Annotated in this window: 12 protein-coding genes and 2 tRNA genes; 11 read left to right on the top strand and 3 right to left on the bottom strand. The window is 60.3% G+C overall.

Translation table 11 applies throughout. From position 1 onward, the window contains the following. Positions 1-20 precede the first annotated feature (20 nt). Complete coding sequence (locus GDIA_RS16900) at positions 21-917, bottom strand: O-methyltransferase (RefSeq protein WP_144880144.1); 897 nt, start codon at positions 915-917, stop codon at positions 21-23. A gap of 178 nt (positions 918-1,095) precedes the next feature. Between GDIA_RS16900 and GDIA_RS16905 the strand changes: the two genes are divergently transcribed. The 7 genes from GDIA_RS16905 to GDIA_RS16935 all read left to right on the top strand — a co-directional run bounded on the left by GDIA_RS16905 (position 1,096) and on the right by GDIA_RS16935 (position 8,740). After that, a complete protein-coding gene (locus GDIA_RS16905; RefSeq protein ID WP_244410133.1) occupies positions 1,096-2,310 on the top strand; it encodes a DegT/DnrJ/EryC1/StrS family aminotransferase in 1,215 nt (404 codons plus the stop codon). Positions 2,311-2,362: 52 nt separating this feature from the next. Further along, the gene (locus GDIA_RS18860; protein ID WP_012554907.1) at positions 2,363-3,574 is read left to right on the top strand and encodes a hypothetical protein; all 1,212 of its coding nucleotides are present in this window, start codon (positions 2,363-2,365) and stop codon (positions 3,572-3,574) included. A 21-nt stretch (positions 3,575-3,595) separates the two neighbouring features. Continuing rightward, positions 3,596-4,750, top strand: a complete 1,155-nt coding sequence (locus GDIA_RS18865) for an ATP-grasp domain-containing protein (RefSeq protein ID WP_012554908.1) — start codon at positions 3,596-3,598, stop codon at positions 4,748-4,750. Beyond that, positions 4,750-5,802, top strand: coding sequence for a Gfo/Idh/MocA family protein (locus GDIA_RS18870; protein ID WP_012554909.1), 1,053 nt, complete (start codon positions 4,750-4,752; stop codon positions 5,800-5,802). The genes GDIA_RS18865 and GDIA_RS18870 overlap by 1 nt, the downstream gene beginning before the upstream one ends. 207 nt (positions 5,803-6,009) lie before the next feature. Beyond that, the gene (locus tag GDIA_RS16925; protein ID WP_012554910.1) at positions 6,010-7,917 is read left to right on the top strand and encodes a hypothetical protein; all 1,908 of its coding nucleotides are present in this window, start codon (positions 6,010-6,012) and stop codon (positions 7,915-7,917) included. Between the two features lie 68 nt (positions 7,918-7,985). Next, positions 7,986-8,060, top strand: a tRNA-Val gene (locus GDIA_RS16930). A gap of 320 nt (positions 8,061-8,380) precedes the next feature. Next, positions 8,381-8,740 carry a YidB family protein gene (locus tag GDIA_RS16935; RefSeq protein WP_012227234.1) on the top strand — a complete coding sequence of 120 codons (360 nt, stop codon included), beginning with the start codon at positions 8,381-8,383 and terminating at the stop codon, positions 8,738-8,740. Positions 8,741-8,745: 5 nt separating this feature from the next. Here the strand turns inward: GDIA_RS16935 and GDIA_RS16940 are convergent, their stop codons facing one another. Then, a complete protein-coding gene (locus GDIA_RS16940; RefSeq protein ID WP_012554911.1) occupies positions 8,746-9,627 on the bottom strand; it encodes an N-formylglutamate amidohydrolase in 882 nt (293 codons plus the stop codon). 166 nt (positions 9,628-9,793) lie between these two features. On the opposite strand from GDIA_RS16940, the gene GDIA_RS16945 reads away from it, so the two are divergent. After that, a tRNA-Val gene (locus GDIA_RS16945) sits at positions 9,794-9,868 on the top strand. A gap of 63 nt (positions 9,869-9,931) precedes the next feature. On the opposite strand, the gene ruvX is transcribed toward GDIA_RS16945, so the two are convergent. Continuing rightward, positions 9,932-10,396, bottom strand: coding sequence for a Holliday junction resolvase RuvX (gene ruvX, locus GDIA_RS16950; RefSeq protein ID WP_012227231.1), 465 nt, complete (start codon positions 10,394-10,396; stop codon positions 9,932-9,934). A gap of 75 nt (positions 10,397-10,471) precedes the next feature. Between ruvX and gatC the strand changes: the two genes are divergently transcribed. From gatC to gatB, 3 genes are read left to right on the top strand one after another with little or no spacing between them, the layout of a single operon-like run. Continuing rightward, a complete protein-coding gene (gatC, locus tag GDIA_RS16955) occupies positions 10,472-10,759 on the top strand; it encodes an Asp-tRNA(Asn)/Glu-tRNA(Gln) amidotransferase subunit GatC (RefSeq protein WP_012554912.1) in 288 nt (95 codons plus the stop codon). Beyond that, entirely contained in the window at positions 10,759-12,243 is a 1,485-nt protein-coding gene (gene gatA / locus GDIA_RS16960) for an Asp-tRNA(Asn)/Glu-tRNA(Gln) amidotransferase subunit GatA (protein WP_012554913.1), read from the top strand. Before gatC ends, gatA begins: the two co-directional genes overlap by 1 nt. Continuing rightward, a complete protein-coding gene (gene gatB / locus GDIA_RS16965; protein ID WP_012554914.1) occupies positions 12,243-13,691 on the top strand; it encodes an Asp-tRNA(Asn)/Glu-tRNA(Gln) amidotransferase subunit GatB in 1,449 nt (482 codons plus the stop codon). Before gatA ends, gatB begins: the two co-directional genes overlap by 1 nt. Positions 13,692-13,743: the final 52 nt, after the last annotated feature.

Here is a 13,743-nt window from a genome sequence, read left to right on the forward strand (position 1 = left end):
GCCCGTACCCGAATGTCGTGTCAGGAGGCTATCTGCCAGATTTTCTGGTAGCCTGAATACAGGACCTTGGCTCGGATTGTGTCCATGAACTGATCGATAATCAGCCCCTTGCCGCCGCCATCCAATGGCCCGACCTGAAAATCGTCAACGCAAATCAAGGTTCCTGGTCCAATCAAGTGACGCGCTGCCATCATTTCCTTTGCATGATGAATGGCACTCGGCATCGGGTTGTTCGGATCCAGGTCAAAACTGTCAAGGTAAATGAGGGATGCGGGAGAGGATGTCAAAGAACTCAATGCATTAAGTGCTGAAACGGAATCATTGAGTATTGTATTGGTGACATTGCTGCATGCGCGGCGGGCGCTCTCTATGCTCTCTCTGTTTAAATCGATCGTGATGACCGTTCCGCTGTTTTCTCTGGCATACCAATCAAACTGGAAAGTGCTTTGTCCATCTCCTTCCCAATTGTTCGGGATGCGCAAACAGCCTGTTTCAAGAATGAACGGACGATCATGACGAGACAGGTGTTCGAATAAAACCGAAAACCCTTTCTGACGCGCCCCCAGGCGAGGCCGCATGAATTCCTGAAATCCTGTTTCGAAACTGACGTGGCTCGCTTCGTCCGGCAAACCGACGTAATTGAAGTCCGCTTCTATCCTCCCTCCTTCGTCAGAAGTATGAGAAGCGGCTTCCTTTCTCAACATTTCAACCGGCGTTCCCGTTGAAATTTTATACAATATATCTTTGACAGAAGAGGGGGTTTGCAAGATATGATTGGCAAGTATATTGCCGTCGGTTCCGCTTAGTGCGCCCAATATAGATAAAGCAATTTTCCCATGAACGAGCTGGTTTTTCTCGTCTTCCGAGAGGATTTCACCGTTTCCCATAGTTATTTTCGCCTTCTTTCCGCGGTCCACCGTCCCATTTTGGCAGCCTGAGACTGCCCGACCGCGAGGAGTACCGACGCAACGTCTTACATACCGCCCGTTGACCTTGCCACTCAAAGCAATAAGCTGGCCTTGCACCGAGGGTGCTCAACGCGTCTTCCACCGTTCTCGCAACCGCACCGGGCGGTGGATTTAGGGGGAATCAACGGTGGTATTGTCAGTTCAAAACGCACCGGAAACACTCAATAGAAAACCCCTGGACCGCGATATTTCAACTCAGGCTGCAAATACAAAATCGAGTAGTTCCGATATTATCGACATTCCCGTCGCCTGGCCGCGCCTGCCTGCCATGGAATATATCGCACCCTATCTCCACCAGATCGATGCAAACCGTTGGTACTCGAATCAGGGACCTCTGTGCGAGGCCTTCCAGGAGCGCCTGGGCCGCTTCTGGGGCATGGCATATGATAACATCGCCCTTGTGGCCAACGCGACCACTGGCCTTACCCTGGCCTTGCGCGCGCAGGCTCTTCGACAGGGCTCCCGTTGCCTGATGCCGTCATGGACGTTCGTGGCAAGTGCCGCTGCCGTTGCGGCTGCCGACCTCGTGCCCCACTTCGTCGACGTCGATCCCGACACATGGATCCCTGACCCCGACACGATCGAAGATCTCGCCCGGTCCCCCGATGTCGGGGCGATCCTCATTGTGGTTCCGTTCGGGTCACCCATCGACCTGGCGGTATGGGATGCGGTCAGCCAGCGGACGGGTCGCCCTGTCATCATCGACGCGGCCGCCGCGTTCGACACGTTGCGCTCCGACGGTCCCATGCGCATCGGCAAGAGTACGGTCGTTGTCAGCCTCCATGCGACGAAGGTGTTCGGTATTGGCGAAGGAGGCGCGGTTATTTCCCGCGATCCGGTCTTGGCCGAGCATATCCGTACCCTTGCCCGGTTCGGTTTTTCCGGCAGCCGATCCGCTCAATCCCCTGGAATTAATGCGAAAATATCGGAATATACGGCTGCCGTCGGTCTCGCCGGCCTCGATGTCTGGGCCGAGACCCGGTCACATTGGGATGCGTTGACACGTCTCTATCTGGGCCTGCTTCCTGCTTCCGTCAGACTGCCGCCTGCTTTCGGCCACAACTGGGTGGCCTCGACACTTGCCGTCATCTGTCCTGAAAAATCCCAGCCAGTAGCGGAAACGCTGGCAAGGCGCGGAATAGGAACGGTCTCCTGGTGGGGGAGCGGCTGTCATACCCAACCCGCCTATGCGGGCTACCCACGGGAACACCTTCCGACGACGCAGCAATATGGATATCGCGGCATCGGTCTGCCCTTCTATCAGGACATGACCGAGGAACAGGTCACGCGTGTCTGCGCCACGCTTCGGGACGTCCTGCCGGAAGAGGCCAAATTATTATAATAATGAATCTCCAGAATTTTTTTAAATTTTTACCAATGTCAGGTCAGTTGTCATGTCTTCCTTACGTAATGTTGTTGCGTTTGTTGGTGAGAACGAAAATGGAGTTCTGCGCCAATTCAGTAAGGATCTCATGCATCTCATTGAACCAGACGGCTACCGGGGGCACATCATTGATCTCAAGACGTCGGACTGGTTTCAGAAGCTTGCGGAGATTATCGACGACGGAATTGCCATGGCCTGGAGCCATGCAGGGATCGGCGCGAACATAGACCATCAAGGCAAAAATTTGTGGGATACCATCAAAGTTCCCTTCGTGTCGGTTCTCGCTGATCCTCCCTGCGCGATGCCGCAAAATCACTTCATGCGTGCACACTATGTGGCCAATGCGTACGTATTTTCTGAATGGCTTCGTATTCAGAGGGAAATCATTCGTTCGCCGCAGTATTCCACCCTCATCAATTGCGTTGGTGTGGTTCCGCAATCGGAACGGAACATTATCCCCTGGCGTGATCGCCCCCAGAGGATGGCGTTTATCAAAACCGGTGGAAACCCAGAAGATCGCCGGGAAAAATGGACGGTGCTGCCTCCGCGTTGGCGTGCCATTTTGGAAGATGCCGCTGTTGTCGCCCTTCGGCATGGTAGTGGAGATATTACAGATATTTTATTCGCATCTTGCAAAGAGCACGGACTTTCTAATGAGCATCGTCTTGAAATTCTCTTCACCCTCATGCAGGAACTTGATCTTTACGTGAGGGAGTGTCGCATGACTTCTCTTGTCACGGCTCTGTTAGACCTGCCGGTAGACATCTACGGACGTGGATGGGATCATCTTTCGCACAAGACGACACGGGCGCGCTTCCATGCTCCTATCGACGCTTCCAACCTGTCATCGATCTATTCTGCTACGCAATTTATTCTGAACACGAGTCCCAATATATCTTCTGGCATTCACGAGCGTGTTGCTTACGGAATGGATGCCCGTTGTTGTGTTGTGTCAGACGAAAATGCTTTTACGAAGAAAAATATCAGACATATTCCTACGTTTTTTGGGATAAATGTAAACGAACCCAATCTTTCGGATTGTATTTCTGAAATTTATTTTTCCGATGTGGACTATACTGACGCAACCCAAATCGGGGCTGATTTTATTTCTAGCCATTTTGATGGGAGAGTCTGGATGAATTCTCTTCTTCGAATTGCTGATGAAATCAGGGTGGCGGGCATCCTTCGTTCTGGATTTCCTGATGCTTTGGCCTTTGTTTAAGACCCTTCGAGAGAAACGTATATGAGTATCGACCCGTCGCCACGTAACGTTCTTCTTCTTGATGCGTCCTTTGCCGCGGTTCCTATACATGATGAGCTTGTACTCCTTGGCTGCACCGTCTGGACCGTCGGCAACCGCCCTCATGATGCTTTGGCTCTGGCATTCCCCGAGCGTTGGATACAGGCTGACTATAGCGATGCGGATATTATTCGTTCCATTATAAACGAATATGCAATCGCCGATGTGGTTCCTGGCTGTACAGACGTTTCCATGGCGACTTTCGCTCGCCTTGGAGGCAATCGCGCTTATCCATATGATCCAGACGTTGATCGTATCCTTAACATCAAGAGCCGTTTCCGCGATCTCTGTGAAGAGCTCGATTTGCCTGCCCCACGAGCGTTTCTACCCGAATGCCTCCCTTCGCGAGGTCATTTTATCTGCAAGCCTACAGACGGATTTAGCGGGCGCGGAGTGTCCGTGTTTGATGCAACTGACGCGGAGGCGACTAGAGCCGCTTTTGAGTTAGCGCGAGGCCACAGTCCTTCTGGTAGCATTCTATGCGAATCTTTCATCAGTGGTTCTCTTTTCAGCTACAGTGCGTTCCTGACGGATCGAAAAATCACGCGCGCTTTTATCGTGAGGGAAGGCTCGCGGTATGATCTCTTTGCTGTCGATACCAGTTATGTCGTGCACCCAAACGATATGCCTGAAGCTGTCGTTATTGGAAACGCTATTGAACGTATCGCTCACAAACTAAATCTGTGTGATGGACTTGTGCATGTTCAGTTCATCGTCGGAGAAGAGGGCCCACGAATTATTGAGATAACACGCAGATGTCCTGGTGATCTCTATTCTCGCTTAATCCAGGAGAGTACAGGCTTCCGCTATGCCGCGTGTTATGCTTCTTATTTTCTGGGACTGTCTGAGCCGGAATGGGAGTTTGTTCCGCGATCTGTGCTTCGACACACCGTCAAGCAGAGGGCCGGAACGATTTTTACTCAATTTACTGTTCCCACTATGGGGGCCGTCATGCGTCTTATTCCCCTTCGTACTCCGGGTGAACGCCTGTCCGGTGTCGGCTATCAGAGGACTGCGCTGATGTTTATCGAGGCACCGTCCTATCCAACCGTGCGTCATTTATTTGATCAACTCACTAACACGTTGTCGTCACGCTAATGTCCATCTTGAACGTCCTGCTGTCGGGGCCGGGTCTGATTGGTCGGAAACATGCCGACCTGTTGGCCAATTCACCGCGCTGTGCCCTTAAGGTCATTGTGGCTCCACGAACGGCCCGAAATATGACGTTTGCTCAGGAACGCGGCGTCGCTCTCGTGGAAACGATTGACGCGGCACTGGACCGCTTTCCCATAGATGCCGCGATTCTCGCTTCTCCCAACGCTTTTCATTGCGAGCAGGCGCTGATGTGTCTCGATCGTCGTATACCTACTTTAGTCGAGAAGCCTCTGGCCACTAATTCTAGGGAGGCTCTTGTGATTTGCGAAGCATCGGAACGGAATTCTACCCCCGTCCTCGTGGGTCATCACAGAACTTATAGTGGTCTTCTTCCTGTTGCTAAGAAGTTTATTTGCTCTCCTTCTTTCGGTCAGCCTGTTGCGGTGCATGGATCAGCGCTTTTTTACAAACCTGATGACTACTTCAACGATGGGCCATGGCGTGCGCGGATAGGGGGCGGTCCGATTCTCATCAATATGATTCATGAAGTCGGGATCTTGCAGTATTTGTACGGTCCTATCTGCTCCGTTTGGGCGCAGGCAAGCAATGAGCGGCGAGGTTTTGAGGTTGAAGATACTGTTATTATTGGGTTTAAATTCGAAAATGGAGCGTTGGGCACGTTCATCCTTTCGGATATTGCCGCTAGCAACCAAAGTTGGGAAATGACATCTGGAGAAAATCCCGCTTATCCATATTTCGATGACGCTAATTGTTACCATTTTGCCGGGACGCTTGGTTCTCTTGATTTCCCGACGTTCAATGTTCGTACCTATAGTGGAAATCAAACTCCGTCCTGGTGGAAAAAATTTGATACGCACAAACTCTCGGCGCTGAAAACCGACCCGTTTGAACAGCAACTTCATCATTTCGAGGATGTAGTACTCGGATTGGATGTCCCACTTATGCCAGCATCGGCTGGACTTTCAAATATTAGAGTTGTAGAATCTATTAATATATCTATAAAAGAAAATAAATCTGTCGATGTGTGTAGATAATTGCAGTGCACTTTTATCGATAAATAAAAAATTCATCTTTTATATGAGCGCAATGTGAGGATAAATCGGTTTCTATTCTACGGTATAGTTGGAGATAGCTGTCTGATTTCTGATTTCTGACTCGATTTCTTCTGTGTGGCGATAGGTGTCCATAGCGTAATCCGCCGCCCGATTTCTGGCTGCCGGATTCTGCGATATGAATGCCGCATGCTGGACATCCACACCTACGACGCCCAGGCGGGCGGCAATGTTCTCTACAAGGCGCTGGCCCATCCGCTGGCGGCCGAGGCGCTGGCCGTCCTGGCGGCGGAGATCCGCGCCGCCGGGCCTGTGGCCGTGTATGATCCGGACGGCGTGTTCGCGATGCTGCACGCCTTGTGCCCCGATCCGGCGCCAGGGCAGGCGGCGGGACTGGGTGTGGTCGAGGGCGTGTATGTCCATGACACGCTGCGTGTCGGGCAGCCGACGGCGGCGGGGCCGGCGCGGGCGCTGGTCGATCTGGGGCAGGCGCGGGCTTCGGTCGTGCTGGCCGTGACCTTCGACGGGGCGCGTATCCGCGACCGTATCGCCCATCTGTTGCCGCCGGGGGCGCGGTTCCTGGCGCTGGACGCGCTGCGCCTTCCGGACGACTTGCTGACCGTTCGTGACCGCTACCTGGACCGGCTGAATTTCGCGACCAACCATGCTTTCTTTCGCGATGCGGACGGGCTGTCCACCCGGCTGGTGACGGCGAATTACTGGTCGCGCTATGGCGCGTCCGGGGTGCGGCTGTGGCTGCGCCTGTTCGGCGCGGACGGGACGGTGCTGGCGACGTGGCAGGAAACCGTGCCCGACGGGGGCGGCGCCATCGTCATCGACAGCGGCGCGGTGCGCGCGCGCTTCGGTCTGGCGCCCTTCGTGGGACAGCTTTTCGTGCATGCCGTCGGCGTTGCGGGCCATGACGTGGTGAAATACGCGCTGGACACATACGGCACCGGTGGCAATCGCAGCCTGTCGGTGACGCACGACGCCAATGCCTGGCCGTCCGACCGCTACGCCAACCTGCCGGCCCCCGATGCGGGCGAGGACGTGGTGCTGTGGGTGCAGAACAGCCACGCCATGACGATTCCCCCGGGGACGATGAGCCTCAATCGCATGGGGGAGGACCGGCATGTCCCGATCACGCAGTCCATCGGTCCCTACCAGACGGTGGCGATTCGCGTTTCCGACAGCCTGTCCGGTCTGGCATGGCCGGCGCAGATCGAATTCCGCTCGGGCCGCCATGTCGTGCGCCCGCGCTACGAGGTCACCTCGGCCGCCAGGACGCGCATCGCCCACCTGAACGTCGAGCGGGCGGACCTGCGGCCCGATCCAGGCATTCCGGCCCTGCCGGCCAGCCTGGGGCGTGGCTACCTTCTGCCGTTCCCGATTCTGGACCCCGCGCGGTTCCGCACGATCGTCCAGCCGGTGCCGATGGCCGACTCGCAGATGACCCTGCCGCTGCGCCTGGATTGCTTCGATCCGGCGGGCCGGCCGACCGGCCGGAAATTCCTGGGCTGCCTGCCGCGCGACCACGATCTGGCGCAGGATCTGGCGGAACTGGGCGTGCCGGAGGGTCATGCCGAACTGGTCTATGATTTCCGCGACGGTGGGCAGGCCGATGGCTGGCTGCACGCCCTGGTGCGATTCGTGGCCCGTGACGGTGGGCATGCGGCGGAAACCAGCTTCGGCGCCCATGTCTTCAACACCGTCATGACCTATCGGGGCGAGCCGCAATCCTATTCCGGGCCGCCGCCGGGCCTGAGCACGCGCCTGTTCCTGAAGGGCGGCAACGGGCTGGGCGACTCGTTCTGCTGCCTGATCTATCCGGCATCGGCGGCGTGGCGCCCGTATTCCCATACCGTGCTGGGCCTGCATGACGGGGCGGGGCGCATGGTGGCGGAAACGGCGATGACCATCGCCTGCTCGGGCTCGGCCATGATCTGGCCGCACCGCCTGTTCGGTGCCGCCGCCATCGCGCAGGCGGGGCAGGGGGCCTATGTCATGATCCGCGACACCACATGCCGGTTGTTCGGATATCACGGCGTCATGGGCCAGGACGGGGCCTTCTCGCTGGACCATATGTTCGGTTTTTGACGTCCGTGTGACATGCCCCCCTTGCGACGGGGGGGCAGATCCATTAAGAGGGCCCCACCGGCACGGATGGGTGCGTAGCTCAGCGGTAGAGCATCGCCTTCACACGGCGGGGGTCACAGGTTCAATCCCTGTCGCACCCACCATCCGGCTGGATTCGCCATAGAGATCCAGCTTTTCAGGCCCGGCATATTCCCAGCATATCCAGCAGCATAGCGGTGTCGCGCATCATCGCGATTCGCGGCGGGCCTGGCAGTTGCAGTGCGGCTCACTAATTTTCTTGACACTTAAATGTGATTTGGGTCATCAATGGGGTGTTGCAGCGTTGCGTGAGCACCTGCTTCTTGGACGTTTCCTCCCTAGACTTGGCGGTGCTTCGGCACCGCTTTTTTTTTGCCCCGGGCGCGCAGGCCTGCGTGATAATAGGACGTTCGCGAGACGCGCGATCGGCATAGGCAGGTGGATCATGGCTGGACTCTTTGACGGACTGATGAACACGGTGACGGAACTGGCCGACAAGTTCGGCCTGACCGATCAGCTTCATCAGCATCTGGGCGAACTGACCTCGCCCCAGGGAATCTCGACTTTGCTGGCGCAGGCCGAGCAGGCGGGCCTGGGCGACAAGGTGCGATCCTGGATCGGCAACGGGCAGAACCTGCCGGTATCGCCCGACGAACTGCGTTCGATCCTGTCGAACCAGCAGGTGCAGGCCATGGTGGACCGCACGGGCCTGCCGGCCTCGACGCTGCTGCCGGCGCTGGCGCAGTTCCTGCCGGCCGCGGTGAACCAGCAGACCCCCAACGGGCAGCCGCCCGCGGCGGGCTGACCGCGTCAGGGTAACGGCACGGGGGCGCGGGACAATCCGGCGGCCACACCGGCCATCGCGCGCAGCAGCGTCGTCATGACGGTGCGCATGGCGGCGAATCCCTCGCGACGGACCAGCCGGCTCTCGTCCATATAGAGCGGCCGGCTGATCTCGACCTGCAGCGCGTGCCGCCCGGCGGCCGGGTTGCCGTAATGGCGGGTGATGTACCCCCCGGCATAGGGCGCGTTGCGGCAGGTCCTGAACCCCTGCGCACGCAGCGACTCCTCGGCGGCGGCGGTGATCGGGGCGGCGCAGGATGTGCCCCAGACGTCCCCCAGCACGAAATGCGGCGCCTCCTGCCCGATGCCGGGCCGGATTCCGGGCATCGAATGGCAATCGACCAGCAGGCAGGCCCCATGGGCCGCGACCTGCGCGTCCAGCAGCGTTGACAGCGCGGCGTGGTAGGGCGCCCAGAACCGGCTGATTCGCGCATGCGCCTCGGCCAGGGGCAGGCGCCGGCGATACAGGGGCAGGCCGGTGGCCGATATGCGGGGAATCACGCCCAGTCCGGCCCGCACCCGTTGGGTCGTGCTGTTGCAGCCCGGCGGCAGCGGCGCGTCGAACATCGCGGAGTCCAGTTCCCCGGCCTCGCGATTCGTATCGCAATAGATGCGCGGGAACGTGGCATGGATCAGGCTGGCGCCGAGGTCGGGTGCGTCGGCCAGCAATTCGTCGACATGGAAATCCTCGCTGTGGCGCAGCGCCATATGGTCGACGCGGGACAGCGCCAGGAAATCCCGCGGATAGGCCCGGCCCGAATGGGGCGAGGCGACGACCAGCGGTATGCCCGCGACACGCGGCGGCACCAGCACGAAAGGGGCCGGCACAGGGGCTGATTCGTCATTCACCTCGGTTGCTCACAGACGCTCCGGCGCATCCATATCATGATCGTCAGGATGATTTATCCCGTTTTCTCAAAGGCTTCGCGAAAATGGATACGGGATGTCGTTTTTTCCGCACGGACGGGTTGCGCAACGCCACCAGCCCGGCTAGAAGCCTGTTCACCGAACGGATGGGCGCATAGCTCAGCGGTAGAGCACTACCTTGACATGGTAGGGGTCACAGGTTCAATCCCTGTTGCGCCCACCATCCTTCGGGATTTCCTTTTGAAATCATGCCATGTCGAACCGCCGCCGCGTTATCGTGGCGGGGTCATTCCGCCGTGGCGTCCAGCGCGCCCTGCAGCATGTAGGACGCGGCCAGCTTGTCCACCAGTTCGGCGCGGCGCTGCCGGGTCATGTCCGCATCCTGGATCAGCATGCGGTTCACGGCGCTGGACGACAGGCGTTCGTCCCACATCGCCGCCGGCAGGCCGACCTGTTCGGACAGGCTGATCATCCAGTCGCGCGCCGCCTGGGCCGCCGGGCCGAAACTGCCGTCCATGGACAGCGGCAGGCCGGACACCAGCCCCCCCACGCCTTCGCGCGCGGCGATGCGCCGGATCTCGGCCGCCACCACCGACAGCTTGCCCCGCCGCAATGCGCCGTAGGGCGAGGCCAGCATCAGCGACACGTCCGACAGCGCCAGGCCGATCGTCTTCTGGCCGGGATCGAGTCCCAGCAGCCGTTGGTCGCGGCCAAGCTGGCCGCGGATCTGGTGCATGTTGAACAGGGGCATGGTCTGGGTCTATGGTCCGCGCGGTGTCCTGCCGGCAGGATATTCCCCTCAGATCATGATGGAAAGTTATGCTTCATGTCGCTTGATCCCGCGACCGTCCGACGTATCGCCAGGCTGGCGCGGATAGGTATCAACGAATCCGACCTGCACGCCCTCCAGGGGGAGTTGAACGGCATTCTCGGCTGGATCGAGCAATTGAACGAGGTGGATATCGACGGCGTCGAACCGATGGTCGGCACCGGACATGCCGCCCTGCGCATGCGCGAGGACGTGGTGACCGACGGGGCCGCGCGCGATGCCGTCCTGTCGAACGCGCCCGACGCGGCGGGGCCGTTCTATACCGTGCCGAAGGTGGTTGAATAATGCTGACCGAACTGACGATCGCCGCGGCCCGGGACGGGCTGGGGCGCCGGGAATTTTCCGCCGTCGAACTGGTCGGCGCCCACGTGGCGGCCATCGAGAAGCTGAACGGCCGGCTGAACGCCTTCATCACCGTCACCGCCCCGCAGGCGCTGGACGCCGCGCGCCGCGCCGATGCGATCCTGGCCGGTGGGGATGCGCCCGCGCCGCTGACCGGCATTCCGCTGGGGATCAAGGACCTGTTCTGCACCGACGGCGTGCGCACCACCGCCGCCAGCCGGATGCTGGAGGATTTCGTCCCCCCGTACGAAAGCACGGTGACGGCGAACCTGCTGCGCGACGGCGCGGTGTTCGTGGGCAAGACCAATTTGGACGAATTCGCGATGGGTTCGGCCAACATCAACTCGGCCTTCGGTGCGGTGGAAAATCCGTGGAAGCGCGCGGGTGACGCCGACACCGTTCTGGTCCCCGGCGGGTCGTCGGGCGGGTCGGCGGCGGCGGTGGCCGCCGGCCTGGCCATGGGCGCCACCGGCACCGACACCGGCGGGTCGATCCGCCAGCCGGCATCCTATTGCGGCATCGCGGGGATCAAGCCGACCTATGGACGGTGCAGCCGCTGGGGCACCATCGCCTTCGCCAGTTCCCTGGACCAGGCGGGCCCGATGGCGCGCACGGTCGAGGATTGCGCCATCCTGCTGCAGTCGATGGCGGGGTTCGATCCGCGCGACAGCACCAGCGTCGATATCGCGGTGCCGGACTACCGCGCCGCCTGCGGCCGGTCGCTGAAGGGCATGAAGGTCGGCATTCCCGCCGAATACCGCGTCGCCGGCATGCCCGCCGAAATCGAGGCGGCGTGGGAGCAGGGCATCGCCTGGCTGCGCGACGCGGGGTGCGAGATCGTGGAGGTGTCGCTGCCCTACACCAAATACGGGTTGGCGACCTATTATATCGTGGCGCCGGCGGAATGTTCGTCCAACCTGGCGCGTTATGACGGCGTGCGCTTCGGTCGCCGCGTGCCGGCGGCGTCTCTGGACGAGCTGTACGAGGCGACGCGGCGCGAGGGATTCGGGGCCGAGGTCCGGCGCCGCATCCTGATGGGGACCTACGTCCTCTCGGCAGGCTATTACGACGCGTACTATCTGCGCGCGCAGAAGGTCCGCAACCTGATCCGACGGGATTTCGAACAGGCGTTCCGCACGGTCGATGTCCTGCTGACGCCGACCGCGCCGTCGCCGGCCTTCGCGCAGGGCGAAAAGATGGATGATCCGGTACAGATGTATCTGAACGACGTATTTACCGTGCCCGCCAGCATGGCCGGCGTACCCGCCATGTCGGTCCCGGCGGGGCTCAGCACCACGGGCCTGCCGCTGGGGCTGCAGGTGATCGGCCGGTCGTTCGACGAGGAATCGGTGCTTGCGGCCGCCAGCGCCATCGAACGGGCGGCGGCCTTCACGCACCGTCCCGCCCTGCGCGCGGAGGTGGTGTGATGACCTATCTGGTCGAAGGCCGTACCGGCCCCTGGGAACTGGTCGTGGGGCTGGAAGTCCACGCCCAGGTCATCAGCCGGTCCAAGCTGTTCTCGGGCGCCTCGGCCTCGTACGGGGGCGAGCCGAACACCCATGTCAGCCTGGTCGATGCCGGTTTCCCCGGCATGCTGCCGGTCATCAACCGCGAATGCGTGGCCCAGGCGGTGCGGACCGGCCTGGGGCTGAAGGCGCGGATCAACCTGGAAAGCCGGTTCGACCGCAAGAACTATTTCTATGCGGACCTGCCGACGGGCTACCAGATCAGCCAGTTCGCCCACCCGATCATCGGCGAGGGCGCGGTGGAAATCGAACTGGCCGACGGCGCGACCCGCACCATCGGGATCACGCGCCTGCATCTGGAACAGGATGCCGGCAAGTCGATGCATGACCAGGACCCGACGCGGTCCTTCATCGACCTGAACCGCGCGGGCGTCGCGCTGATGGAAATCGTCAGCGAACCCGATATCCGCACGCCCGAGGAAGCCGGGGCCTATCTGCGCAAGTTGCGCATGATCCTGCGCTACCTGGGCACCTGCGACGGCAACATGGAAGAGGGTTCGATGCGCGCCGACGTGAACGTGTCGGTCCGCAAGGCGGGCGAGCCGTTCCGCACCCGGTGCGAGATCAAGAACGTCAATTCGATCCGCTACGTGATGCAGGCGATCGAGGTCGAGGCCGTCCGCCAGGTGGAAATCTGGGAAAGCGGCGGCGAGGTCGATCAGGAGACCCGCCTGTTCGACCCCGCCCGGGGCGAGACACGCTCGCTGCGCAGCAAGGAAGACGCCCACGACTACCGCTATTTCCCCGATCCCGACCTGCTGCCGCTGGTGATCGAGGAAGCATGGGTCGAATCGCTGGCCGCCGTCCTGCCGGAACTGCCGGATGCCAAGCGCCAGCGCTTCCAGGACGAGTACGGCATCCCGCGCTACGATGCCGGGGTGCTGGTGGCCGAACAGGCGACCGCCGATTTCTACGAAACTGTCGCGCGCGGGCGGGACCCGCGCCTGGCGGCCAACTGGGTGATCGGCGACCTGTTCGCGGCACTGAACCGCACCGGCCGCACGATCCAGGACAGCCCGATCAGCGCCGACGCGCTGGGCGGTATGCTGGACCTGGTCACGGACGGCACGATCAACGGCAAGATTGCCAAGGAAGTGTTCGAGGATATGCTGGAGACCGGCGACCCCGCCGCCGCGATCGTCGAGCGCAAGGGATTGCGGCAGGTCACCGATACCGGGGCGATCGACGCCGCCGTGCAGGCCGTACTGGCGGCGAACGCGGACAAGCTGGCCGAATACCGTTCGGGCAAGGACAAGCTGTTCGGATTCTTCGTCGGTCAGGTCATGAAGGCGATGGCCGGCAAGGGCAATCCAGCCCTGGTGAACGAGGCCCTGAAGAAAGTTCTGTAACCGCCCGCCACGGGCCGGTTTGGGGTTTGACGGCGCTGTGACGACAGTCTAC

The sequence above is a fragment of the Gluconacetobacter diazotrophicus PA1 5 genome, from assembly GCF_000021325.1.
GTDB classification, from domain to species: domain Bacteria; phylum Pseudomonadota; class Alphaproteobacteria; order Acetobacterales; family Acetobacteraceae; genus Gluconacetobacter; species Gluconacetobacter diazotrophicus.

Excerpts from the sequence above, each read along its gene's own strand:
- GDIA_RS18860 (WP_012554907.1), top strand. The coding sequence starts at position 2,363 with ATGTCTTCCTTACGTAATGTTGTTGCGTTTGTTGGTGAGAACGAAAAT.
- GDIA_RS18865 (WP_012554908.1), top strand. The coding sequence starts at position 3,596 with ATGAGTATCGACCCGTCGCCACGTAACGTTCTTCTTCTTGATGCGTCC.
- GDIA_RS18870 (WP_012554909.1), top strand. The coding sequence starts at position 4,750 with ATGTCCATCTTGAACGTCCTGCTGTCGGGGCCGGGTCTGATTGGTCGG.
- GDIA_RS16925 (WP_012554910.1), top strand. The coding sequence starts at position 6,010 with ATGCTGGACATCCACACCTACGACGCCCAGGCGGGCGGCAATGTTCTC.
- GDIA_RS16935 (WP_012227234.1), top strand. The coding sequence starts at position 8,381 with ATGGCTGGACTCTTTGACGGACTGATGAACACGGTGACGGAACTGGCC.
- ruvX (WP_012227231.1), bottom strand. The coding sequence starts at position 10,396 with ATGCCCCTGTTCAACATGCACCAGATCCGCGGCCAGCTTGGCCGCGAC.
- gatC (WP_012554912.1), top strand. The coding sequence starts at position 10,472 with ATGTCGCTTGATCCCGCGACCGTCCGACGTATCGCCAGGCTGGCGCGG.
- gatA (WP_012554913.1), top strand. The coding sequence starts at position 10,759 with ATGCTGACCGAACTGACGATCGCCGCGGCCCGGGACGGGCTGGGGCGC.
- gatB (WP_012554914.1), top strand. The coding sequence starts at position 12,243 with ATGACCTATCTGGTCGAAGGCCGTACCGGCCCCTGGGAACTGGTCGTG.